A 22,501-nucleotide genomic window follows, 5' to 3' on the forward strand; every position below is an offset into this window, starting at 1 on the left:
CGAGACCCTACAGTCAACACCGTTGCGTTCAGCTTCGAGCACGGACTCGCATCCCGCCCTCGAAGCTGAACGCATGTTGACGTCAGGGCTTGATGATGACGTCAGGGTCGGGATGGAAGGGCACCGGGGGCGGCGGGCTGCCGAGGCTGACCCAGACGCGCACCACCGTCACCAGGTCGGCCTGCGGACCGCCGCGCGGCCTCTGGAAGATGACGTGTCCGTACGTGACGTTCTTGTCGTACTCCTGGATGACGTACGGCACGTACCCCTCGTTGCTGAGCGCGGTGACGGCCTCCTCCTCGGTGAACCCGGTCACGTCGGGCACGTCGAACCCGGGCTGGTCCTCGTCGGCTCGGGAAGCATCCGCCTCCGCCAGCCGGTCGGCCGTGGCGGCGAGGTGCTCGCGAAGCGGCCCTGCCGCCAGCGTCTCGGCGACGGCACGGAACTGGACACCGACAGCGGCGAGTTCGCGTGCTGAAAGCTCCGCCCCGAGATCCTGGAGCGGCGGCGGGGGCGGTGCGCCAACCCTCGGGACCCACACCAGCACGCCGCCCACCACGAGCCAGTGGCCCGACGGCGGCGCCACCACCGGCTCACAAGTCGGCGGCGAGGCCAGCAGTGCGTCGACGAAGCCGCTCACCTCCGAGCGGCTGGTGGCGAGCAGCTGCGCCGAGGCGCCGCTGTCGCCGAGCTGGTCGGCCGCCCATTGCCGCGCGGTGGCAGCCGTGAGGACAGTGGCCGCGGCCGCGGTGAGCCGGCGGATTCTGCGGTCGGCGGCGGCCACCGCGGCGCCGGGCCCAGACCCAGCGTCGGCGCTCTGCCCGTCGGCGCCCGGATCGGCCGCCACGGCCTCGATCCAGCCCCTCAGGGCCTGTCGGTCGCGATCGCTGCGGCTCGTGGGCGGGGAGAGCGGGAAGTAGACCGCCCTCACCGCATCCCCATCACCGGGGCCGGGGGCGGACTGCCCGGCCGCCCGAAGCGTACTGGTCACCGATTCTCCGTTCTGCGCAACGAATGGTTCGAGGCCATACGGTACTTGCGGCGTCCGGGCGAAGTGGCTGCGGCGCGCCAGGCCAGGCCAGAGGCGGGGCGGGAGCTGGGCGCCAGTCCGCAGTCGCCGCGCAGTGGGCCCTGCAGCCCGGTGCGGGGTGCCGTACAGGTCCCGCGGGCGACCCGGGAGCTGTGGGAGCGGCACGGACGACAGGAACGGATTCTGCGCACCCCCGGGCTGGCTTTGCTCACGAAGATCGATCTCGTGAACAAAGCCAGCTGGCCGGAGAACGGCGTCCGGGTGCCGCCGCTGGCGCGCTGCGCTCGGTCCGTAGCCGGGTCCCGCAGGCCTGAGACAACCTCAGAGCGACTGCCCGGCCGCGCAGCACAGCACAGCGGCCCCGGGCCGCTGGCGCGATCCGGGGCCGGAGGTGGTGTAGGAGTCAGGCGTCCTGGGGCTTGCGCCTGGCGCCGGCCTTGGTGCGGGCGGTCTTCGTTCCCGCGGTGGCCCGCCCGCCGGTGACAGAGCGGCCGGAGCCCGGAGTCTCGTTGGCGTGGGTCTTGGACTTGGTGGCCGCCGTCACGGTCTTCCGGGTCTTCCCAGGGCTCGCGGGCCTGGTCTCGGGGGCGAGCTGGGCGATCCGCTGGTGGGAGATGCCCAGGACGGCGCCGGCGTCGCGCACCGACAGGCCGGCGGCCTTCAGGGCCCGGGCGGCGGCCTCCTGGGCGGTGCGCTCGGCTGCCTCCGCATCCTCGCGGGCCGTGCGGCGGGCCTGGAAGTCGGCCAGTATGTCGGTGGTCGCCCGCGGGAGTTCCGGGCGCAGGTCGATGAGCACCTGGTCCTCCTCGACGTCCAGCAGCAGGGCGACGGCCTCACGGGCCATCTGCTCGGCCTCCTTGAGGTTGCGGCCCTGAGTGTGGGCACCGGGGACGTCGGGGACCTCGACGGCCCACCACGTGCCCGAGCGCCGCGCGGTGGCCTGGTAGGTGGTCGTCATGCCTGCTCCGCCTCCTTGATGATGCTGTTCGCGGTGATCTCGTTGACCTCGGCATGCCGGGGCACGATCAGCCGCACCTCGCCGATCTCGTACAGATCATGGTTGGACCCGTGCCGCACCAGGTCCAGGGTCGCCCCCTTCTCCTTGGCGATCGCCCGAAGCTTCTTGATAAACCGTTCTTCACCACTCATGTCTAATGCTACTAGACGCACTTTGTCTAGCAAGGGTAGACAAAGTGTCGCCGGGGCCGTCTGCTCAGGTGACGACGAAAACGGCGGCGTCGACGAGGACAGCCGCGGCGCGCCCGTGCGGCAGGCAGAGTTCGACGCCGGGATCACCCGTGAACTGGGTCAGGCGCCCGGCGACAGGAAGTCGGCAGTCCTGCCCGAGGATGTCCTCCTCCCACCGCTGCCCGCACTCCTGGCACCACGTCACCGACCCGCTGGACCTCAACGTCGGCCCGCACACCGGACACACACCCCACCCAGCCGCACAGCGACCCGCCACACCACCGCCGCTCACCGGGCCCGCTCCACGGGGCAGACCTCGGCCAGCAGGTCCAACAGGTACTCCGTCACCTGCTCCGCCTCGCCGGCCCGCACCCACGTGTAGACGGCCGTGCGCAGCTGCGCGTCGACCCTCTGCAGGACGTACCCGTCCACCAGGCCGCCGGCGCCCGGGCGTTCGCGGGCCAGGATCTGCCGGGGCCGGCCCTCCTCCTCGGCCAGGACCTCGACGTCCTCGGCGTCCGGGCAGTCCCGAAGCTGGTGCACCCACTGCGTTGGCATGCCAACCATTCTTCCCCCCGCCGCGGCCAACTCCGGCCCACTCGGCCGAATTACCGCAGAGAGCGGGCCGGGTGCCCCGGCCGGCCGTCGCGCCGCCGGGTGCCCAGGGCCCGGCGGCCGGTACCGTCTTGGGCGGGCGCCCGCCAGCACCTGAGACGCACACCTCGGGCCATCAGCCGGCGGGCCCCCGCCACGCCCGTGAGACCGGGGGAGGGCCACCAGAGGGCCGGTGAGGCGTTCCACGTAGGTACCCACCGCAGGCACCACGGCCCCCTCATGACGGCGTCGCCGCCTCCGCAGCTCAGGGCCAGTAGCGCATCCGCGAAGCGGTCCTCCAGTGGGGCGCAGGGCGCTCCCTGTCTGGCGGTCGTCTTCCCCCGGGGTGGGCGGCCCACGGGTGGAGTGGGGGGCGGCGTGGTCCGGTGGGTTGCCCTGATGGGCGATGGTCCGATCCGTGGGGTGTCTGGGCGCGGCACCGTCCGTGCTGGGTGACGGTGCTCACCGCGTGCCGCCGTCGGGGCAGGCCTCGGTGAGGAACTGCAGCAGGTCGTCCGTGACCTGCTGCGGATCGCCGCTCTGTATCCAGCTGTAGACGGCGGTGTGCACCTGTGCGTCGATCCACTGCAGGACGTAGCCGTCCGCCAGGCCGTCGCCGTCCTTGCGCCGGCGGGCGAGGACATGTCGGGGCCGGCCCGTCTGCTTGGAGAGGGTTTCGACGTCCTCACGGTCCGGGCAGTCCCGGAGTTTGTACACCCATCGCTGCTGCATGCAGCCCCCTTTGCCCTACTTGCGCCCCCGCTATTCCCCCGAGTGCCGCTGGTGAGGCGCGAAGCGGGATGCCGGGGGCGCGAGGCCGCACGTCTTCCGTGCGGGGTTGGGGGATCTTCCCTCCACGCGGCGGGAGATCCTGTGGGCATAGGGTGTCCGGCGGCCAGGTTGCCGGCCCACTTCCTCGGCCAGGACCTCGACGCCCTCGGCGCCCAGGCAGTCCCGGAGCGGGTACACCCGCTGCCGTCGCATACCGACCGTTCTTCCCCACGCGCAGCCGCTCCCCGGCCCCTTCGGCCACACCGGCAGGGCCCCCGGCGGCGCCCGCCGGCACCTGAGACGCACACCTCGGGCCATCAGCCGGCGGGCGGCCGCCACGGCGCCACCTGCCCGCGGCGGCCGCGCCCCGGGCCGGCCGGTGAGGCGTTCCACGTAGCTACCACCGCAGACACCACCGCAGGTAGTCCCGTAGGTGCCACCGCAGGTACCACCGTAGGTACCCCAGCCCCCTCGTGACGGCATCGCCGTTTCCGCAGCTCAGAGCCCGTTTTCCGGGCGACGGAAATGCCGACAACCCCTGCTTCTGGTCCTTTCCCGGTGGTGGTCGGTTCGGTCGGTCGGGCTTTGGCCCTGCCGGGGGCTGCTGGTTGGTGGTGGCGTCCGGCAGGTGCCGGGGGCTGCTGGTTGGTGGTGGCCTCCGGCAGGTGCCGGCCGCGCCCTCGGAACGGGCGGCCCGGCTGCCGGTCCGTAGGCCGTGCCCGGGCCGGAGGTCTTCCTGCCAGGGACGGTGAGCTCCACCCCGCAGGCGGGAGATTCTGCGGCTCCGGGGCGTTCAGCTCGGCCAGCCGCGCTGCGCTCGGCTGGCCAGCGGCCGGGGACCGGACCGGGTCCTCCAGGCCCTGCCGTGCGGTCGTCCGGGCCTGCCGGCGGCCGGGCGGCTTCGACAGTCCTCGCCGAGGCTGGGTCGGCGCGGTGATCTATGGTCACGGCCATGACCAGGACTACGCCGCCCCGACCGCTGGACGCCGAAGAGCTCTTCCCGAAGTTGGCTGACTACCGTGGCGTGACGACCCGGCTGCACCCGCGGGCCGGGAGCCCGGACGCCTCGGTCAGCTCGGTCGGCGGCCCGCTGCTCTGGCCCGTGGACGAACCGTGGCCGGTGTGCACCGAGTCCCACCGACGAGGCCGCGGCTACCGGATCGCGGACATCCGCCGTCGGCGGCAGTTGCTCGCACGGGCGTGGGCCCGCGACGTGGCCCCGGGGCCGACGGACGAGGAACGGGCCATCCTCAAGGAGTTGGAGCGAAAGCACCGCCGGCCAGACCTCGCGGACACCGATCCGGTTCCGCTGATCGGCCTGGTTCAGCTGTACCGGCGGGACGTGCCGGGCCTGCCGGCCGGTCCGGACGGCTGCGACCTGCTGCAAGTGCTCTGGTGCCCGTTCGAGGCCCACGCCCCGAGCGGTTTCGGCCTCGCCTTGCATCTGGTCCGGCGTCGGTCCGAGGAGGTCGGCGAGCCACTGCGCGCCGCACCGGAGCCGCTGCTGGTCGGCTTCGAGGGCGCGGTCCCCGAGCCGTGCGTGCTGCACCCCGAGCAGGTGACCACCTATCCCTACGTCGGGACGCTGCCCGCTCGCCTCCGGTCCAGGATCGACGCCTGGGAGGAGAAGCAGGAGCGGAACGCGGACAAGGACCCGGACGCCTACGTGCTCACCTACCAGCACGACCTGTCGATGCCGCCCGGCTACCGCGTCGGCGGCTTCCCCTCCTGGCACAGCACCGACCCGCACGCCATGACCTGCGCGGCATGCGCCACGCCCATGGCCTTGCTGATGACCTTGGACAGCCGCGAATGGGACGGTGGCAGCACCAGCTGGAAGCCGGTCGAGGATGGTCGCCTCCCCGAACACCAGCGGGACCCCTGCCCTGCCCACCTTGCCTTCGGCCGGCACGGGCCGCTGAACGTCTTCACCTGCCCCGCCAGGCCGGAACATCCGCACCGCTGGAGCATCCAGTAGGCATTGCCCGGATCCCCCCAAGACCATTTCGCATGGCATCTACCCGGTCGACCAGGCCGGCGTCCTGGAGTCCCGCTGCCGCGACATCTCCCACCGGGCGATCAACGTCCGCGGCGCCTGGGACGACATGGTCGACGCCTGGGACAAGGGACCGGGCGACCCCGGCGCCGCCCAGATGCCCGGCCACGTATCCCGGCGCAAGGGTGCGGCTCCGGAGAGCTTTCTCCCCGGGGCCGCTGCCTGTCGGCGCCGAGCTGCGTGCCGTCCCGGGCAGTCGGTCAGGTGGTGCGGCCGAGGTGGATGACGACGACGGTGACGGTGGTCTCGGTGATCTCGTACATGACGCGGTAGCGGCCGACGTGCATGCGGCGCAGGTCGGGGGAGCCGTACTCGGCGGAGCCGGCCGGGCGTGGGTCGATGCCGAGCAGGTCGACGGCGTCCATCACCAGCCGCAGGCCGTCCGCGTCGTCCTTGAGGAACCGGGCGGCCGCGTTGATCGCGTGCTCGTCCCAGACGATCTCGTAGGTCACCCGCGCTCCAGGCCCAGCAGCGCCCGCACGTCGTCGTTGGCCGTGGTGGCCGTGGTGCCGGCGGTCTGGCGGGCCCGGTACTGGGCGAGGGCCAGTGCGTCCTCCAGGTCGGCCAGCTCCTGGGGGTTGATGAGCACGGCGGCCGGCTGGCCGTGGTCCGTGATGGTGATGCGCTCGCGGCCGTGGGAGGCCCGGCGGACCAGGGTGCCGAACTTCGCCCTGGCCTCGGTGATCGGCAGAGTATCGCTCATGACGGAACTGTACACTTCACGCACCTTTTGAGGGTCGGAAGACGTCCAGCGGCAGAAGGCCGTGGCCCGCGGTGCTCGCGTGAGGTGCGTGGGAGCTGGAGTCACGACGTTGCCGGGCCGACCGGGGCGGTGCCCCCTTCCGATATCAGCTGTGCGAGCGGGGCGCGTTCTCCGACGCCGCCGCCGTCCCCGGCCCGACGGCTGGCCCCAGCGCACCTGACCCGCCAGCGGCCCCGGGCGGCCTCCAGGACCGGCCTTCGTCGTGCCACCCGCCGGGCGGCTCTGGTGGGCCTACTGGGCCCGCTCGTGCGGGCAGACCTCGGCCAGGAGGTCGAGCAGGTACTGCGTCACCGAGTCCGGGTCGCCGGCCCGTACCCAGGTGTAGACGGCGGTGCGCGAGCGTCCGTCGAGGCTCTGCGGGACGTACCCGTCGACCAGGCCGCCGGCCCCTTCGCGCTCCCGGGCCACGACCTGCCGGGGACGGTCCAACTCCTCGACCGGCACCAGGGCCTCTACGTCCTTGGTGTCCGGGCGGTCCCGGAACTGGTGCACCCACTGCGTCTGCATACCAACCACCCTTCCCGCCTCTCGCTCGACCAACCGGCCGTCCCACGCACCGAGGCCGGCGGGCGGGCCTGCCTGTTCGGCGGACCGGGCGACAGCGTCGGTGCAGGTGCCCGCCGGGACCCTTCGGGCCATCACCCGGCGGGCACCGCCACGCTCGGCGCCGGCTCCCGTCCGTGCCCCCTGGGCCTGGCGTGGGAGCGAGTGAGCGGGTGGGTTGGGGCTGGTCGGTGTCGGGCGCGCTGGGCTTCTCTTCTGCGTCCGCCTGGTGGCGGCCGCGCGGGTGGGTGGGGTGGGGCAGCGCCCCGCGGCCCCACGCCCGGGCCGACCTGCCAGGGCTGCGCCCGGGGCTGCTGGGGGAGTCCTGGGGCGGTGGGGGCGGCTTACCAGGGGTTCTGTTGGGGGCGGTCCTCGGTGAGGAATTCCAGCAGGTAGTGCGACACCGGGTCGGGCTCGCTGCTCAGTACCCAGCCGTAGACGGCGGTGTGCAGCTGCGCGTCGACTCTCTGCAGGATGTAGCTGTCGACCAGGCCGTCGGCTCCTTCGCGTTGGCGGGCCAGGGTCTGCCGGGGCCGGCCTCCCTCCTGGTCCGGGAGGTCGACGTCTTCGGCGCCCGGGCGGTCCCGGAGCTGGTACATCCACTGCATCCGCACACCAACCATCCTTCCCCGCGAAGCAGCAGCCACCCCTGATTGCGCTGCTCGCGGCCTGCGTGGCCTGTTGGTCGGGTGGGCGGTGCTGTGCCTGGCCCGGAGATTCCGGGCCCTTCCCGGCCCACGCTGAGCACCGGTGCCCGCCCCGTCGCCGGAACGCCTTGCCCGGCGCCGCGCCCGGTGCCGGCCCCTGGGCCTGCCGGCCGCCGGTGGGGGCGGGCTTGTATTCGGTACCCGGGTACAGGTTTACCGTCGGAGACGTCCCCGCCCGCCCGCACGGCGCGGGGGCGGATCGGAGGACGCCATGACCGGCCTGACCTGGGTGCCCGCCTCGTGCACCCTGCCCACCGAGCAGCAGCCGCTGCGGGTGGCCGAGTGGGACGAGCTGTTCGCCGAGCGCCTGACCGCGTCGACCCGGCCGGGCCGGCTGCGGCTGCACCTGGTCCTCGCCGGCGGCGAGGACATCGAGGCGAGGGTGCGCGACCTGGCAGCCCGGGAGAGCGGCTGCTGCTCGTTCTTCACCTTCACCGTCACCTCGGCCGCAGGCGGGGACGTGCGCCTGGACGTCGAGGTCGACCCGGCGCACGAGAAGGTGCTGGACGCCCTCCAGGTACGGGCCGAGAGCGGCCGGCCGTGAGCACCGAGGGCCTGCGCTCCGGGCAGGTCGCGCAGGCGGCCGGGGTGAACCCCCAGACGCTGCGCTACTACGAGCGGCGCGGCCTGCTGCCCGAGCCGGACCGCTCCCCGGGCGGCCACCGCCTCTACGACGAGGACGCGGTCACCGCGCTGCGGGTGATCAAGGCCGCCCAGCGCCTGGGGTTCTCGCTGGAGGAGGTCGCCGAGCTGCTGGAGAGCGGCCGCCACCGCCACGGCCGCCCCGTCCCGGGCCTGCAGGAGCGGGCCCGGGACAAGCTCGCCGAGGTCGACGCCAAGATCGCCGACCTCACCACCATCCGCAAAGCCCTCACCACCGCCGTCGCGGCCGGCTGCGACGACCTGACCCTGTGCGCCACCAGCACCTGCTGCCCCATCCCGTTCACCGACCTCGCCGAGGAGAATCGTCATGCCGGACCCTGCTACTGACCAGCCCGTCCCCCGCACCCCCAAGACCCTGGGCGCACTGGCCGCCCTGGCGTGCGTGGCCTGCTGCGCGCTGCCCGTCCTGGTCACCGCCGGCGTCGTCGGCGCCGGGGCCGGGGCGGTGGTGGGCTGGCTGCCCGCGATCGCCGCCGTCCTGGCCGTGCTCGCCGCGGGCACGTGGTGGCTGGGCCGGCGCCGGGCCGAGCGCGGCTGCGGTACGAAGGCCTGCGGCCAGGGCGGATGCGGCTGCCGGAGCAGCGAGGACCCGCTGCAGATCACCCCGGCCGCCCGCCGGTAGGGTCGCCGTCCGTGACCGTCCTGGTCGCCGCCATCACCGTCCTGCTCCTGATGATCCTGACCTGACCTCTCCGGGCATTCACACCGCCCACCAGCACGCGCCCCGCCCCCGGCACCCGGCCGGGCAGGCGGGGCGCCCTGGCGAGCGGCGCGGCCACCGGCCGATCACCGCCACCGAGAGCACGGCGCCACCCACCGGCTCAGCTTCCTGCAGTAGCCCCGACCTGACGGAGGACCGGATGCACCGCGTCATCGCTCCCAGCCCCGACAGTCCGAGCAGCCACACGGTAGGCGTGGACTTCGACGAGACCCTGATGTTCCCTGTCGAGTCAGCATGATGAGATTTGGAGGACAGTTTCGCCCGTCGTGCCCTCCCAGGGCGCGGGGGTCCCCCGGCCGCCCCGTGAGCCGCTGACCGCGAAGAGGGACGCCATGCCCGATCGAGCCTGGACCAGCTGGCTGCTGACGCGCGGCCCCGTGCGGGCGGTGGACATGCGACGTGCCGACCCCGGAAGCGTGGTGGTGGCCCTGCGCGGTCCGGTCGGCGAGAAGGACGGACAGCGCGTCGCGCGGGCCCTGGCGCACGTGCTGGCCACCGGCCCGCGCGAGGCACACATCGACCTCGCCCACGCCCGGTCGATGCCGCCGTCGTCCGTCGCCGCCCTCTTTCTTCCCCTCACGGTCATGGCCCGCGCGCACGGGGTGGCACTCACCGTCCATCGCGCTGACCCGGGTACACGGGCCGCGCTACGGGGTCTTGGGCTGGATCGTGCCCTCGACTACAGCGACGAAGCCCCCTGACGCCTCCGGGTGCGAGGCCGCATGCCGCGACACTCGGCAGGCCGTCAAAAGCCCGTCAGGGAACCGTAAAAGTCGTATAAAGTCTGCCGTGGAGTGCCGGGAAGCCTGGTCGGCGAACAAGGGACACATCTCTTCTTCGCCAGGGGGCTCGTATGGTGCTCATCGCTGTTTTCGGGGCCGCGCTACTCGTCGCGGTCCTCGTCTCCGGGCTCGCCGCCCGTACCGTCCTGTCGACCTCGCTGCTGTTCCTGCTGGCGGGCGCACTGGTCAGCGACGGCTTCCTCGGGCTGATCCACATCGCCCCGGACGACCCGATCGTGGTCATGACCGCGGACCTCGCGCTGTTCACGGTCCTGTTCACCGACGGCATGCACGTCTCCTTCCCCGCGCTGCGCGGCGCCTGGCGCAGCCCCGCCCGGGCGCTCGGTCTGGGCATGCCGCTGGCGTTCGCCGGTATGGCCGTGGTGACGCATTTCCTGGTCGGGCTGAACTGGACGACGTCGCTGTTGGTCGGCGCGGTCCTCGCGCCGACGGATCCGGTGTTCGCCTCGGCGATCGTCGGCCGCAAGGAGGTCCCGGCCCGGCTGCGGCAGTTGCTGAACGTGGAGTCGGGTCTCAACGACGGGCTCGCGCTGCCGGTGGTGCTGGTGCTGATCGCCGCCGCCGGCCCCACCTCGCCCACCGCGGAGTCCTCCCTCGGCGTGATCGGCCTGGAGCTGCTCGGCGGCCTGGCCCTCGGTGTGGTGCTGCCGCTGCTGGTGAATCTGCTGGTGCGGGTGCCGCTGCTCGGCGCGGAGGCGAAGCTGCAGCCGCTGCTGCCGCTCGCGACCGGCGTCATCCTCTACGCCGCCTGCCACCTCACCGGCGCGAACCCCTACCTCGCCGCGTTCTCCGCCGGCGCCGTCCTCGCCTCCGTCTCACCCGAGTCCAAGGCAGCGTTCGAGCCGCTCGGTGAAGCCCTGGCCGAGCTGAGCAAGTTCGCCGCCCTGCTGGTCTTCGGCGCCCTGCTCACCCCACGCCTGTTCGGTGACCTGTCCATCGGCGGGTACGTCGCGGTGGTCCTGGCGATCGTCCTGATCCGCCCCGCCTCCCTGCTGATCTCCCTCCTTCGTTCCCGCATCGACCGGCGCGAGCAGCTGGTCGCCGCGTGGTTCGGGCCGAAGGGCTTCGCGTCCGTGGTGTACGGGCTGCTGGTTTTGCAGGCCGGCATCCCCGAGGGCGAGCAGGCGTACACGCTGATCGCGGTGTGCATCGCCTTCTCCATCGCCCTGCACTCCAGCTCCGACGTGCCCGTCGCCCGGCTGTTTCGCGTCGAGGACCTGGTGCCCATCCCCGACGACCAGGATGAGAGCGCCCGGCCCGACACCCCCGCACCGACGCCGGCCCGACCGGCCGACTCCGTTCCGGCCCGACGGGCCGCCGACACCCACGTCCCCGCGACGAAGGAGATCTGACGATGCGCGCACGCGACCTCGCCGAACCGTTCCCCACCGTGAGTCTGGACGACCAGGCCCTGGACGCCGCCCGCCTCCTTGCCGAACACCGCCTGCCCGGCATCCTGGTCGTCGACGGCCCGGCCACGCCGGTCGCGATCCTGCCCGCCTCCCAGCTCGTGCGCCTGCTGGTCCCCGGCTACATCATCGAGGACCCCTCCCTCGCGGCGGTCATCGACGAGGCCCACGCCGACCGGCTCTGCGACGAACTGACGGGGGTACGAGTGCGCGAGTGCCTCCCGAAGGACACGCCCGCGCCGGCCGTCGCCGACGCGGACGACACCGCCGTGGAGGTCGCGGCCCTCATGGCCCGCACCCGCAGCCCGCTCGTCGCCGTCGTCGAACGCCCCGCCGACCGCCGCGGCGGGAGCGGCGGGGAGCTGCTCGGCGTCATCACCGCCTCCAACCTGCTGCACCGACTCCTGGGGAACGCGTGAACAACTGGCAAGCCTGGGCGGCGCTGGCGGTCTTCGCCGCCTCCTACGTCCTGATCATCACCGAATGGGTGCACCGGGTCGCCGCGGCCCTCGGCGGAGCCGCACTCATGCTCGCCATCCGCGCCACCGACGACGAGTCCGCGTTCTTCTCCACCGACTCCGGCATCGACTGGAACGTCATCTTCCTGCTCATGGGCATGATGATGATCGTCGGCGTCCTCAAACGCACCGGTCTCTTCGAGTACCTGGCCATCTGGTCCGTGAAGCGCGCCCGCGCCAAACCCTTTCGCGTCATGGCGATGCTCGTGGTGATCACCGCGGTCGCCTCCGCGCTGCTCGACAACGTGACCACCGTGCTGCTGGTCGCCCCGGTCACCCTGCTGGTCTGCCAGCGACTCAAGCTCAAAGCCGCCCCGTACCTGATCGCCGAGGTCCTCGCCTCCAACATCGGCGGGATCGCGACCCTGGTCGGCGACCCGCCGAACATCATCATCGCCAGCCGTGGCGGCCTGAACTTCAACGACTTCCTCGTCCACCTCGCCCCGCTCGCCATTGTCCTGACCGGCGTGCTGCTGGTGATGTGCCGGCTCATGTTCCGCCGGTTCTTCGTCTACGACGAGGACCGCGCCGCCGAGGTCATGGAGCTCAACGAACGCGAGGCGATCCACGACCACCGCCTCCTCGCCCAGGGCCTCGCCGTCCTCACCCTGGTCATCGCCGGCTTCGTCCTGCACCCCGTCGTCCACTACGCACCCTCGGTGGTCGCGCTCCTCGGCGCCGGCCTGCTGGTGGCGATCTCGAAGGTCGAGGTCAAGGACATCCTCGCCGAGGTCGAATGGCCCACCCTCGCCTTCTTCGCAGGACTGTTCATCATGGTCGGCGCCCTCATCGAGACCGGTGTCATCGAAACCGTCTCCAAAGCCCTCGCGGACGCCACCGGCGGCAACCCGCTCGGCGCCGTGATGCTCCTGCTCGTCGCGTCCGGGGTGCTGTCCGCGGTCGTCGACAACATCCCCTACGTCGCCACCATGGCCCCCATCACCGCCGACCTCGTCCACACCGTCGGCGAGCCGTACGGGGTCGTGCTGTGGTGGGCCCTCGCGCTCGGCGCCGACCTCGGCGGCAACGCCACCGCCATCGGCGCCTCCGCCAACGTCGTCGTCCTCGGCATCGCCGAGCGCAACCGCACCCCCATCACCTTCTGGACCTTCACCCGCTACGGCGCCCCCGTCGCCGCCATCACCATCGCCGTCTCCGCCCTCTACCTCTGGATCCGCTACTTCGCCCTCGCAGGATGAAAACCCTGGACGTGGTCACGCGTCCGACACCGGAACCCGTCCTCGATCCTGACCAGTGCTGCCCTGGCCGACAGACAAGCAGCGCAGCCCCCGACGGTCCCCCAGGGCACCGCTACCCGCGCGCGACGACCTCTCTTCGAATTTGGCCCGCAGCGCTCTTCCTTCCGGACGGCACGGGGCCTCCGGCGGGCTGCTGATCCGGGCCGCTAACGCCGCCCGGGCCGGACTCGGTTTGGCCCTGCTGGCAGGGCCGTCGGCCGGCCTCACCGCGCCGATCACGAAATCGCGGCTGCCGCCGGACCCGGGCCTTGACGGCCCTTTCCGCGCTCATCGATCACCAGGCGGGCACCCGGGCCGGGCCGACCCAGGGGGCAACAGCGAGTGCCACCAGCAATCCACCGTGGGAGCCCCTGGCCCTTCGACACGCTGACGTTATAGGGAACTCACCCAGGCCGGCCCCTGGCTCGGCGGCCGCATCGGCCTGCCCCAACCCGGCGCCATCGACGCACTGCGCGCTCTCGCCCGGCGCCGGGCCGTTTTCGTCTACACGGCCCGGCCGCGAGTCTTCTTGCCGGAGGTCGCCGACTGGGTCACCTGGTACTCCGGCCTGCCGGCCTTCGTCGACCCCGATCCCGAGCGCGCGTACTGGGGCGTGGGGAAATCCTGGTCACCAACCTCAAGCTCGGCGCAGCCGCGTACGTCTGCGACAAGGCCGTGCACTTCGACGGCGACTGGACCGCCGCCCTGCCCGTCGTCACCCGCGCCATCGGCCTCGACCCCGCCACCGTCCGTCCGTCCATCTGATCCCCGTACGACGAAGGGCCTGTTCCCCGGCACTCAGCCGGAGGGGCAGGCCCTTTTCTGCGTTTCGGTCCCGGCATCCAGCTCTGTCTGGCGCAGGGCCGCCGGTGGGTGGCCGAAACGGCGGTCTTGCCCGATCTTGCGCCCGGCCCCACCGTGCACTCCAGGGCCCGACCGGGCCCGGGTGAGGAGACCGCCATGTCCACGAACCCCACCGCCGCCAACCTCCGCAACCGCGCCCGCAACTGGCAGGGCATCGCGGCCGCCTGGACCGCCATCGCCATCCAACACACCCTCGCCGGCGCTGGCATCCGCCAGCGCTACAAGACCCAGCGCGACCGCGCCATCCGCGCCGCCCTCCTCAGAGGCGTCCCCGTCGAACCCCTCGCCAACCGACTGCGCCTCGCAACCAACACGGTCCGCGCTATCAAGCGCGGCGAGCGCACCGCCGAGTAGCCGCAACGAACGACGGCCCCGCACCCGGCACTGGCCGGGGAGCGGGGCCTTTCGCGTCTTCTGCCCCCGCCGACGGCCGGATCTGTCCAATTGGACACATTGGGAATCGTGGCGGGGCCGTGGGCCGGATCTGTCCAATGGGGCAGATCCGGCTCCCGAAGGGGCGTCAGTCGGACACGTCGGCGATGAGCAGTTCCGCCAGCTCGGCCCGGTGGTCAGCCGACATGTGCTCACGCAGCAGCTCATGGACCGCCACCGGCCTGTCCCAGGGCAGCGTCGGTTCGGCCGACTGTTGCCGTCCCGCCTTCGGCGCGGACGCCTTGGCCGCAGCCGCCGGCGGTTGCGAGCGCAGTGCCTTGACCGCCGCGCGCTCCAGGGCGGGGGCGTGCTCCCGGGGCAGGGAGGCGGGCAGTGCCTCGCGTGCGGTGGCGAGCATGGAGGCGGTCACGCGCGCCTTCTGCTTGTCTGCCTCGCCCACAACGGCGGCATACAGCTCGGCGGCGACCTGGCGGCCATAGCGGCCCTCGGCAGTCAGCAGCTCGCGCACCTGACCCTCGTTCGGTGCGATCTGTCCAATTGGACACATCGCGGCCGCCGCCTGGGCCAGCGGCCACCCGTCGCGCCAACGCTTCGTCTGCCGGTAGGCCTTTCCGACCACGTCCTGCACATACGCGTCCAGCGTCGGGTGCGTCCCGCGGTGCAGTCGCTGCCGGGCCACCACGTCCAGAGCCCGGCCGATCGTCCACACCGAGGCGTCCGCCGCGCCCTGTGCCGCCGCGATGGCTGCGTCGCACTGCGCCCGCAGCTCGGCCTGGACCGACGTCAGCTCCGAGTCGTCGCCCTCGGCGACCTCGGGCAGCTCCGACGGGTCGGGGAGCGCGTCGCCGACGGCCGCCACGGCCGCCACGGCCGCGCCGGCGTCCAGACGGGCCGCGACGATCGCCGCCGCCCTGGGGTCGGTGCCGATGACTGCCGCGCCGATGCTCTCTGGATCCTGCTCGAACAGGGCGAGAACCGTCTGCGCGGGGGATACATCCGCTGCTCCGGCCGCCTGCGCCGGCACAACTGCAGTCGTGTTCGACTGCTCCTGGGACTCCTGCTCCTGCTGCCGGCGATCGAACTCCGCCATCCGCTCAGCCCGGGTCTTCACCGCGGACTTCCGCTCCTGGGGCTGCGGGAAGTCGGCGGGGCGCCTCTGTGCGCTCATGTGGTCAGCTCCAGGGCCAGATCGCGCATGGTCTCGGACAGCTCGCTGTCGGGGGCGTAGTCCAGAAGAGGACGGCAGTAGTCGGAAGACTCCCGCCCCTCCTTCAGGTCCTTGAAGGTGGCCCGGACAGCCGGCCTCTCAGCACGCTCCATCCACAGGTCGTAGTTCTTGGTCACCGTGATCCCGCGCCGGGAGTCGTAAGCGTTGACGACCAAGCCGAGCTGGTCGATCGTCACCCGGTTGATCTGCAGCTGCGTCTCGATCTGCGCGTTCAGCATCCGGTAGGCCCGGTGGCTCGACTGGTCCGCCCACACCGGGATGAGAACCCCGGAGCGGTTGGTGCGCTCGCCGTCGCGCCGGCGCACGTAGTTCAGCGCGACGTCCATGCCCAGGCCCAGGCTCGGCGGGCCGTCCAGCACGATCAGGTCGTAGTCCTGCTCGACCGACTCCAGCGCCCGCTCCAGGCACGTGTCGCGCCCGTGCCGCAGCACCGCGAGCTCGGCGTCCAGCAGGAACGCGTCGTCGCACGCCGGCAGCACATGCAGGCGCCCGCCGAACCGCTCCTCGTCCAGCGCGGTCAGCAGCTCCCGCAGATCACGCCGGCCGCGGCCCAGCATGTGCGTCAGCAGGCTCTCCTCGCCGTCCTCCAGCCCCTCCAAGCCGAGGCGCGACGTCAGGTGACCCTGCGGGTCGTAGTCGACCAGCAGCACCCGCTTGCCCGATTCCGCCGCGGCCTGCGCTACCCCGCCGGCGACGAAGGTCTTACCGACACCGCCCTTCTGGTTGGCCACCAGGATCCGCTGCACGGGCTGCGCGACCAGCGGTCGCGCCGGCGAGGGGTGCTCGCTGAGCCACAGCTCTATGGCCTGTGCGAAGCCCTGGACCTTGGTCACCTCCCGGGCGGCGCAGGCGGTCGCGAACTTGTCGGGCCCGCCGGCCGGGAGCAGCACGCCCCAGCTCTTCGCGCCGGAGGTTTCCACCGGCTCGGGAGCAGGTGCTTCGTACCAGCGGCTGACGGCGTGCTCGGCCGCGTCCTGGACGTTCAGGCCGCACTCGGCGGCCCGGACCTTCAGGCGCCGTCGCAGTTGCGGAGTGATATTGACGAGCAACTTTTCACGTTGCTCGGCGGGAGGCAAGGTGGTCATGGCGAGCAAATTACCTGTTCCGGTGTGTGGATGTCGCTCTCACCCCGGTGCGTCGCCCACCCACGACCTTCTGGTGCCTTGCGACCGGCGCCCGATCTATCGAGGTTGCTGCCCACCGCAGCTTCCGTCTGCGGCGGGCAGCATTCCCCTGTCAGCTTGGCAACTGCCTTGAAATTGCGGCTTGAACCGAGCTGCGAGTCAGGTGCCACCGTCGTGTGAGTACACCTGACCGTGCACTTGTGATGACGGCCAGAGCTATCAGCGCTAGCAACGCTGGTCCTTGAAGCAGTCCTGCGACGAGCATCAGAAGTTGTGCGACGACGACGCTGCGCGCCGAAGCGATCTCGATCATCTCCTCAAGCTCCCAGCTCTGTGGCGGACCAGGGCACGTCCCACATCGACACGTCGCCGGCCATCTCGTTGGTGTCCGACCCCAGCTCGTCGGCGGCGGCGGACAACCTCTCCCACAGTGCGTCCCACTCCGGCCCGACGGCGATCTCGTCTCCCTCACGCAGCGACGCCTGCATCTGCACGTTCCATCCCTCCATGATCATTCCTTTCCCATATCCCGTTCGCCGACCCCGCGTGTTCCCGCCATGGAAAAACCGCTGGGCCAGCCCGATCCTTCGGTTTCCGAGGCACCCTTGTGACCCGGACCCGGGCTCACGGGCCGACCAAGTCGGTCGGACCGTGGACCCGAGACCCGGCCCAAATTTCCTCAGATTCCCGAGCGTGGTCGGGGCAGCCCCTCAGCAGTGGGGGCCTTGGCTGCAGCTCGGCTCAGTGCGCGGGACACAGTGGCTTCGGAGACACCGATCGCCACCGCGACCTCTGCTCCGCTCAGCTTCCAGATCTTTCGCAACTCCCAAATCCTGGCGTCCTGTTCGTCGCCGATGGCTTTCCGAACCGACTGCAACATTTCGTCATATTCCATTCGGGCACCCGGGTTGGACGTGTCCGGACTGTCGGACATCCCCGGGTATCCGCTGCCCTCAGGAAGCACATCCACCGGCTGCTCGCGGCGTACCGGTGCCCGGCGCAGGTAGTCGAGTGCCAGTCGCCGAGCCACCGTGGCCGCCCACGCCATCGGCGTGCGCAAGTCCTCGCCCTTGTTGCGGATCTGATTGAGCAACCGAAAACCGGCCTCGTACGCAATGGCGTCGGCCGCCTGGTAGTCGCCTGTCATCCGCCGGAGAGCCGGACGCAGGCGAGCGATCACCTCACGCACCAGTTCCTCCTGTTCCGCATCGTTCCTCGGCGCCGACCAGCGACCCGTGGCCTCTTCCGACCTCGCCATGGGTGTCCCTTCTTCTAGTTCTTACAGCGGCGGGGATCCCACCTCTCGATGGATTGACGGGGCAGGTCTCTGATTCCTTGCACCGTGACAGTCAGGGCCCGTGGTCACGACGTCCTGCGCGCTTGCCGGTGAAAGGCGCAGGCCGCCACTCCGTCGAGAAGGTATGGACACACCACTGGCCTTCCCGCTGAACAGCACACTTGTCGACCTGCAGGCCCGGTTGCCCGAGGCCACCGTCCTCGGCGAAGACATCTGGGGCTGGCGTACCGCCCTCGTTGCGGCCGTCGTCGCAGCCGTGCTCCTCGAACTCACCACGGCGATCGTTCGCACGTCGCTCCTGCGCCTACCCGGGCTGCTCCTGCAACTGACCGTCCGTCCCCAGCTCACAGCGTCGACGTGGCGTCACCTGCGGGGTCCTTGGTCCGATGAGCTGGCCAAGCAGCTCCGTCCCGGATCCGGCCGGTACTGGCGCTACTTCGGCTGCCTGAAGCTTGTTGGCGCCCTGGCCCTCGGGGGAGCGGCCCGGGAGGCTGCTGCGGCCGGTCTTTCTCTGCGCTTCACGACGCGGTAAGCGCACCGCGGACTGACCCAGCTGCAACGTGAGAAGGGCCCGCACTTCGGCAACTGCCGGCAGTGCGGGCCCTTTGTAGTACCCATGTGTCCAATTGGACAGATTCCGCAGTCCACGCGATCAGCACCGACCTGATGGCCTCCTCCGGCCGCGCTGCCGCGTGGAGGCTCAGGCCGTCGTGCCCAAGAACAGCCTCCGCGGCCAGTAGGACCCAGATGCGAGAAGGCAGCCTGGCCCATCGGCCGGGCGCCGCTTCTCCTGTCCGGGGAGTCTGCGCGCAGACCGGGTGGGGTTGGGTGAGCCACTCGCGGCGCCTGCTGCTCGGCTGCGTCGGCCACGTCCGCTGGTCGCCTGCCCGGTACGGCGCCGCTTTGGTCCTTCGCACTCCCTGAAGCCTGCGTCCTCCTCCATCCCGGGAAGGTGCCCGAGGCGGTTGGTGGCCGGCGAAGCTCACACGTCGAACGTATCTGGGCCATTCGCTTGCGCGGGGCCCTACATGTAGTGGTTGTATGTCATATACGTCCCACAGATTGTGGTTTGGTCATGCCATGTCGGCTCCATGCCACTGTCCCGGGCCGCACCATCTGCGCTCCCGGAAGGACATCACCCTCAGTGGGACTGAAAGACACGATCAACCAGAATCTGACGGACCTTATCGGCCACGACTGGCAGACAACCAACGGCACCGTTGTTCCGAAGACCACCGACATCGCCCTGAAGAACGGCGCGAGGGTCCTCGACGCGGTCTACCTCTACGCCGACATGATGGGCTCCACTCAGCTCGTCACCGACTTCGAGCCGGGCACTGCGGCGAAGGTGATGCGCGCGTTCCTCAGCACCGCCTGCCGGATCATCCGCTACCACGACGGTCACATCCGCAGTTTCGATGGCGACCGGGTCATGGGCATCTTCATCGGGGACAACAAGAACTCCCGGGCCGCGAAAGCCGCCATGGAGATCAAGTACGCCACCGACACCTTCGTCTGGCCCGCGCTGGAGCGCCGACTGCCCTCGCTCGGCGCCAAGGGTTTCGTCCTCAGCCATGTCAGCGGCATCGCCTCCGGGAAGGTCTTCATGGCCCGGGCCGGCATCCGCGAGCACAACGACCTCATCTCGGTGGGCGAGGCCGCCAACATTGCGGCCAAGCTCAGCGATATCCGGGAGTCGCCGCAGTGCCGTACGTACATCACCAAGGCTGTCTACGACACCATGTCGCCCGACCGCAGGGTTTCTGACGGCAAGCCGATGTGGCAGGAGAGCGTCCAGACCATCAACGGTGTCCAGCGCACGGTCTACCGCTCCAACTGGGGACGGGTGGTCTCGTGACGACCTCCGATCCCGTCGCGGTGGAGACGGCGTGGAAGATACATGCGGCGCTGGCCGACTGGACGGGCAAGGTCGACGCGAAGGCGTCGTTCGCGCTCACCGTGGAGTCCGCGGTGCTGGTGGCGATCGGCGCCATCTTCAACGCCGGCGACCGGCTGCGGCACCTCACTGGGTTCTGGACCAACGGGTTCTTCTGGACCGGGGTGGCCTTCATCGCGGTCGCGGCGCTGTACGCCATCGCCGTCGTCTCCCCGAACATCCGCCGACGCGCGATGCCCACCGAAGGGTCCGAGAACTTCGTTTTCTTCGGGCACCTCAAGCAGTGGAAGGCGGACGACCTTGTCGAGGCCCTGAAGACCAAGGACCCGCTTCCCGTCCTGTCCCGCCAGCTCATCGTCATGAGCGAGATCGCCTGGACGAAGCACGCCCGCGTCCGGATCTCTTTCATCCTCGCTGTCGTCGGCTCCGCACTGGTTGCCCTCGCCGGCGTCATGGCCTGAACCGTGAGACCTGACGGGCTGACCCGCCCGGCCCGGCCCCGACAGGGCCGGCCCCGACAGGGCCGGGCGGGTCAGCCTCCCGCTTCGGTGATGTCGGGGACCAATTCGATGATCCGCTCGGCGAGCTTGCGTTGCTGTTCACGGTTGACCGGGCCGGTCACGGCATAACTGACGTGGTATTCGATGTCGCTCACCGCAGCGACCGTTGGCTTCTTGTCCTTGTCGGCCAGGTCCAGGAGGACCAGGCCGATCCCGTTTCTGGCGTCGGCAGATGACACACCAGTGAAGGCCACCTTGATGTGCTGGTTCTCGATGTAGAGCGCGAAATTCGTCATGGCTACCTCGCAGTACGGGATCGCGTCCTACCAGCGTGCGTCCAAGTAGGGGCCGGCGCCCGTCGGTGCCTTCCGTGCGGGGCCATCGGCGGGCGCCCAGAGGAGAAGGAACACCACCGCTATCCGTTGCTGCCTTCGCCGCTAAGGTGCCGGAAGGTTCGCGACCGGTGCGGACCGCCGAGGGGAGGACGCCGTGGACGGCGGACTGAAGACCGCGATTGTGTCGGCCTGCATCAGCGGTGGGGCCGCCCTCCTTGCGATCTGGCAGGCGCGCATCGCCAGCGCCCAGGCGCAGAGCGCCAGGGACGCCGCCGCCTTCGCCGAGCGCCAGGCGGTGGCCGCCGAAAAGGCGACCAAGGCCGCTGAGGACCAGGTTGCCCTGATGCGCCGCCAGCTCGACTCCGAAGACGCAGACCGGAGGGAGGCCCGCGGACCGGAGTTCACGGTCCGATGCAGCGGCGCATGGCGCGGATCCAACCACGTCAGGCATTTCGAGGTCACGCAGGACTCCGGGCCCGCGCTGGCCTCCGTGTTGGTCCACGTGGAGGGGGAGGGCGTTCGGGGCCTTCAGGTGCCAGACCCCGGCTCCGCAGGAGGGGTATCGACAGAGCCGACCTTCGAAGCCGGCCGGGTTGCCAGGGGCGGCAGCTTCACCGTTCTCGTAGTTCTCGTAGAGACCGGTCCGGTAAGCGCCGCGACGCCCGTCCATTTCACCTTCCAATGCCAGGCCCAGGACAGCACGGACACCTGGCGCCGCTCACAGATCGCCAATGTCCCGCCTCCGCCGCGCATTTCCAGGCTGCGGTAGAGCCCGAGGCTGACGAGGAGTCCCTGCCCAGCCGAGGGCTGTGCGGCCGCGGCGAGGACGTCGCAGAGACCAGCGAGTATTGGGCTGGTCCGAGCCGGTGGCGCCGTCCGGGCCCTCCAAGGGGGCGGCCCCCGCTATCAGGGGCCGCCCTTTGTCCGCCGTCCGGTCGGGGCCGAGGTGTCAGTGCTAGCGCGCCAGCAGGTACGCGGTCAGCAGTTGCACCCCCATGCTCAGCAGATCGGCCCCAGCGCCGGTGACTACGGCCTCGGTCATCCGCCGCCCCGCCGATCGCCTCGCCGACCGGGCGGGTCCGGCCGGCGGCTTCCTGCGCTCCACCCCGGCCCTGCGCTCCACGCCGTCCCAACGCGCTGCGCTCTGCGTCTCGTCCGCGCCTCTTCTCCTTCATCTCGTACTTACGGACAGGCCTGCTCGCCGATGACCCGGGGTGCAACGGGGGTACCGTGAGCCCGTCGACGGCGGCCTGTGGCACCGGAAGATAGGCGCGGGAGAACGGCGGTCAAGGGGGTCCGGCCGCCGGTTTCCGGGGGCCGTGACGGGCGCTGTCCGGGCGGGCGGGCCGGCGGAGGGTACACGCGGGATTTCGCGAGTCAACCCCCTCGTGAGCAGGCCGGATCTTGCATCGTTTCGAACTTGTGTTCGATGATGAGGGGTGTCGTCCCGTTCTCGTCCGATCCCGCCGCCGGAGTGCGCGCCGCATCTGGCCGCCCGGCTGCTGCCGGACGTGGCGGTGGCTGGGGTGCCGGACCACGGGGTGCCGGTGTGGCGGGTCGTGGAGGTGCGGGTGAACGGCACCTGGCGGCCGGGCGTTTTGAGTGCCTGGCGGCGGCTGCCGCTCGGCTGGGCCGGCCGCGTCCGCTGGTCCCCCGGGGCCTACGGCGCCGCCTGGGTCCTGTATGCCCCGTGGAGTCTGCGCCCGGCGGTCCTCCTCCACCCCGCACCGCCGCCCCAGGCCGCCGACCCGGCCGGCCGCCAGGGCGCTGCCCGCGGCATGCCGGCCGGCGGGGACGACACCCGAACGCCTGGCGCGCGCCGCGGGCCGGGCCCGCACCGAACCTAGGAGGATCAGCCC

Annotated in this window: 29 protein-coding genes; 14 read left to right on the plus strand and 15 right to left on the minus strand. The window is 71.2% G+C overall.

The window, feature by feature from the left end:
- Positions 1 to 82: 82 nt before the first annotated feature.
- From OG689_RS41380 to OG689_RS41405, 6 genes are all read right to left on the minus strand, one after another.
- Positions 83 to 991 (minus strand): PASTA domain-containing protein, encoded by a 909-nt coding sequence (locus OG689_RS41380; RefSeq protein WP_266328286.1) that lies wholly within the window; start codon positions 989 to 991, stop codon positions 83 to 85.
- Between the two features lie 442 nt (positions 992 to 1,433).
- Positions 1,434 to 1,988, minus strand: a complete 555-nt coding sequence (locus OG689_RS41385; RefSeq protein WP_266328288.1) for a type II toxin-antitoxin system HicB family antitoxin — start codon at positions 1,986 to 1,988, stop codon at positions 1,434 to 1,436.
- Entirely contained in the window at positions 1,985 to 2,179 is a 195-nt protein-coding gene (locus OG689_RS41390; RefSeq protein WP_266328290.1) for a hypothetical protein, read from the minus strand. The genes OG689_RS41385 and OG689_RS41390 overlap by 4 nt, the downstream gene beginning before the upstream one ends.
- Before the next feature lie 64 nt (positions 2,180 to 2,243).
- Positions 2,244 to 2,423, minus strand: coding sequence for a hypothetical protein (locus OG689_RS41395; protein WP_266328292.1), 180 nt, complete (start codon positions 2,421 to 2,423; stop codon positions 2,244 to 2,246).
- 83 nt (positions 2,424 to 2,506) lie between these two features.
- Positions 2,507 to 2,776, minus strand: a complete 270-nt coding sequence (locus OG689_RS41400) for a hypothetical protein (protein WP_266328293.1) — start codon at positions 2,774 to 2,776, stop codon at positions 2,507 to 2,509.
- A 498-nt stretch (positions 2,777 to 3,274) separates the two neighbouring features.
- Entirely contained in the window at positions 3,275 to 3,544 is a 270-nt protein-coding gene (locus OG689_RS41405) for a hypothetical protein (protein ID WP_266328295.1), read from the minus strand.
- 991 nt (positions 3,545 to 4,535) lie between these two features.
- Between OG689_RS41405 and OG689_RS41410 the strand changes: the two genes are divergently transcribed.
- Complete coding sequence (locus tag OG689_RS41410) at positions 4,536 to 5,561, plus strand: hypothetical protein (RefSeq protein WP_266328297.1); 1,026 nt, start codon at positions 4,536 to 4,538, stop codon at positions 5,559 to 5,561.
- A gap of 278 nt (positions 5,562 to 5,839) precedes the next feature.
- Here OG689_RS41410 and OG689_RS41415 read toward each other — a convergent pair whose 3' ends face one another.
- The 4 genes from OG689_RS41415 to OG689_RS41430 form a co-directional block, all read right to left on the minus strand.
- Positions 5,840 to 6,091 carry a type II toxin-antitoxin system RelE/ParE family toxin gene (locus OG689_RS41415; protein WP_266328299.1) on the minus strand — a complete coding sequence of 84 codons (252 nt, stop codon included), beginning with the start codon at positions 6,089 to 6,091 and terminating at the stop codon, positions 5,840 to 5,842.
- Positions 6,088 to 6,342, minus strand: a complete 255-nt coding sequence (locus OG689_RS41420) for a type II toxin-antitoxin system Phd/YefM family antitoxin (RefSeq protein ID WP_266328301.1) — start codon at positions 6,340 to 6,342, stop codon at positions 6,088 to 6,090. Before OG689_RS41420 ends, OG689_RS41415 begins: the two co-directional genes overlap by 4 nt.
- A 291-nt stretch (positions 6,343 to 6,633) precedes the next feature.
- A complete protein-coding gene (locus tag OG689_RS41425) occupies positions 6,634 to 6,909 on the minus strand; it encodes a hypothetical protein (RefSeq protein WP_266328303.1) in 276 nt (91 codons plus the stop codon).
- A gap of 380 nt (positions 6,910 to 7,289) precedes the next feature.
- On the minus strand, positions 7,290 to 7,559 hold the full coding sequence (locus OG689_RS41430; RefSeq protein WP_266328305.1) for a hypothetical protein: 270 nt from the start codon (positions 7,557 to 7,559) through the stop codon (positions 7,290 to 7,292).
- Between the two features lie 304 nt (positions 7,560 to 7,863).
- Between OG689_RS41430 and OG689_RS41435 the strand changes: the two genes are divergently transcribed.
- The 8 genes from OG689_RS41435 to OG689_RS41470 all read left to right on the plus strand — a co-directional run bounded on the left by OG689_RS41435 (position 7,864) and on the right by OG689_RS41470 (position 14,222).
- A complete protein-coding gene (locus OG689_RS41435; protein WP_266328307.1) occupies positions 7,864 to 8,196 on the plus strand; it encodes a hypothetical protein in 333 nt (110 codons plus the stop codon).
- Entirely contained in the window at positions 8,193 to 8,642 is a 450-nt protein-coding gene (locus OG689_RS41440) for a MerR family transcriptional regulator (protein WP_266328309.1), read from the plus strand. Before OG689_RS41435 ends, OG689_RS41440 begins: the two co-directional genes overlap by 4 nt.
- Positions 8,623 to 8,937: a hypothetical protein gene (locus OG689_RS41445; RefSeq protein ID WP_266328311.1), complete on the plus strand. Its 315-nt coding sequence runs from the start codon at positions 8,623 to 8,625 to the stop codon at positions 8,935 to 8,937. The genes OG689_RS41440 and OG689_RS41445 overlap by 20 nt, the downstream gene beginning before the upstream one ends.
- A 431-nt stretch (positions 8,938 to 9,368) precedes the next feature.
- On the plus strand, positions 9,369 to 9,737 hold the full coding sequence (locus OG689_RS41450; protein WP_266328313.1) for a hypothetical protein: 369 nt from the start codon (positions 9,369 to 9,371) through the stop codon (positions 9,735 to 9,737).
- A 152-nt stretch (positions 9,738 to 9,889) separates the two neighbouring features.
- A complete protein-coding gene (locus OG689_RS41455) occupies positions 9,890 to 11,191 on the plus strand; it encodes a cation:proton antiporter (protein WP_266328315.1) in 1,302 nt (433 codons plus the stop codon).
- Between the two features lie 2 nt (positions 11,192 to 11,193).
- Positions 11,194 to 11,667, plus strand: a complete 474-nt coding sequence (locus tag OG689_RS41460) for a CBS domain-containing protein (RefSeq protein WP_266328317.1) — start codon at positions 11,194 to 11,196, stop codon at positions 11,665 to 11,667.
- A complete protein-coding gene (locus OG689_RS41465; RefSeq protein WP_266328319.1) occupies positions 11,664 to 12,965 on the plus strand; it encodes an ArsB/NhaD family transporter in 1,302 nt (433 codons plus the stop codon). The genes OG689_RS41460 and OG689_RS41465 overlap by 4 nt, the downstream gene beginning before the upstream one ends.
- Positions 12,966 to 13,964: 999 nt before the next feature.
- On the plus strand, positions 13,965 to 14,222 hold the full coding sequence (locus OG689_RS41470; protein WP_266328321.1) for a hypothetical protein: 258 nt from the start codon (positions 13,965 to 13,967) through the stop codon (positions 14,220 to 14,222).
- Positions 14,223 to 14,388: 166 nt separating this feature from the next.
- On the opposite strand, the gene OG689_RS41475 is transcribed toward OG689_RS41470, so the two are convergent.
- From OG689_RS41475 to OG689_RS41490, 4 genes are all read right to left on the minus strand, one after another.
- Positions 14,389 to 15,429, minus strand: a complete 1,041-nt coding sequence (locus tag OG689_RS41475; protein ID WP_266328323.1) for a hypothetical protein — start codon at positions 15,427 to 15,429, stop codon at positions 14,389 to 14,391.
- Positions 15,426 to 16,574, minus strand: coding sequence for a ParA family protein (locus OG689_RS41480; protein ID WP_266328325.1), 1,149 nt, complete (start codon positions 16,572 to 16,574; stop codon positions 15,426 to 15,428). The genes OG689_RS41475 and OG689_RS41480 overlap by 4 nt, the downstream gene beginning before the upstream one ends.
- A gap of 356 nt (positions 16,575 to 16,930) precedes the next feature.
- Complete coding sequence (locus OG689_RS41485; protein WP_266328327.1) at positions 16,931 to 17,122, minus strand: hypothetical protein; 192 nt, start codon at positions 17,120 to 17,122, stop codon at positions 16,931 to 16,933.
- 170 nt (positions 17,123 to 17,292) lie between these two features.
- On the minus strand, positions 17,293 to 17,802 hold the full coding sequence (locus OG689_RS41490) for an RNA polymerase sigma factor (RefSeq protein WP_266328329.1): 510 nt from the start codon (positions 17,800 to 17,802) through the stop codon (positions 17,293 to 17,295).
- A 232-nt stretch (positions 17,803 to 18,034) separates the two neighbouring features.
- Between OG689_RS41490 and OG689_RS41495 the strand changes: the two genes are divergently transcribed.
- The 3 genes from OG689_RS41495 (at position 18,035) to OG689_RS41505 (ending at position 20,268) form a co-directional block, all read left to right on the plus strand.
- On the plus strand, positions 18,035 to 18,442 hold the full coding sequence (locus OG689_RS41495; RefSeq protein WP_266328331.1) for a hypothetical protein: 408 nt from the start codon (positions 18,035 to 18,037) through the stop codon (positions 18,440 to 18,442).
- A gap of 612 nt (positions 18,443 to 19,054) precedes the next feature.
- Positions 19,055 to 19,768, plus strand: coding sequence for an adenylate/guanylate cyclase domain-containing protein (locus OG689_RS41500; protein ID WP_266328333.1), 714 nt, complete (start codon positions 19,055 to 19,057; stop codon positions 19,766 to 19,768).
- On the plus strand, positions 19,765 to 20,268 hold the full coding sequence (locus tag OG689_RS41505) for a Pycsar system effector family protein (RefSeq protein ID WP_266328335.1): 504 nt from the start codon (positions 19,765 to 19,767) through the stop codon (positions 20,266 to 20,268). The genes OG689_RS41500 and OG689_RS41505 overlap by 4 nt, the downstream gene beginning before the upstream one ends.
- A 71-nt stretch (positions 20,269 to 20,339) precedes the next feature.
- Here the strand turns inward: OG689_RS41505 and OG689_RS41510 are convergent, their stop codons facing one another.
- Complete coding sequence (locus tag OG689_RS41510) at positions 20,340 to 20,603, minus strand: hypothetical protein (protein WP_266328337.1); 264 nt, start codon at positions 20,601 to 20,603, stop codon at positions 20,340 to 20,342.
- Between the two features lie 193 nt (positions 20,604 to 20,796).
- Between OG689_RS41510 and OG689_RS41515 the strand changes: the two genes are divergently transcribed.
- Positions 20,797 to 21,411: a hypothetical protein gene (locus OG689_RS41515; RefSeq protein WP_266328339.1), complete on the plus strand. Its 615-nt coding sequence runs from the start codon at positions 20,797 to 20,799 to the stop codon at positions 21,409 to 21,411.
- A gap of 670 nt (positions 21,412 to 22,081) precedes the next feature.
- Positions 22,082 to 22,489 (plus strand): hypothetical protein, encoded by a 408-nt coding sequence (locus OG689_RS41520; RefSeq protein WP_266328341.1) that lies wholly within the window; start codon positions 22,082 to 22,084, stop codon positions 22,487 to 22,489.
- Positions 22,490 to 22,501: the final 12 nt, after the last annotated feature.

Source organism: Kitasatospora sp. NBC_00240, assembly GCF_026342405.1.
Taxonomy (GTDB): Bacteria; Actinomycetota; Actinomycetes; order Streptomycetales; family Streptomycetaceae; genus Kitasatospora.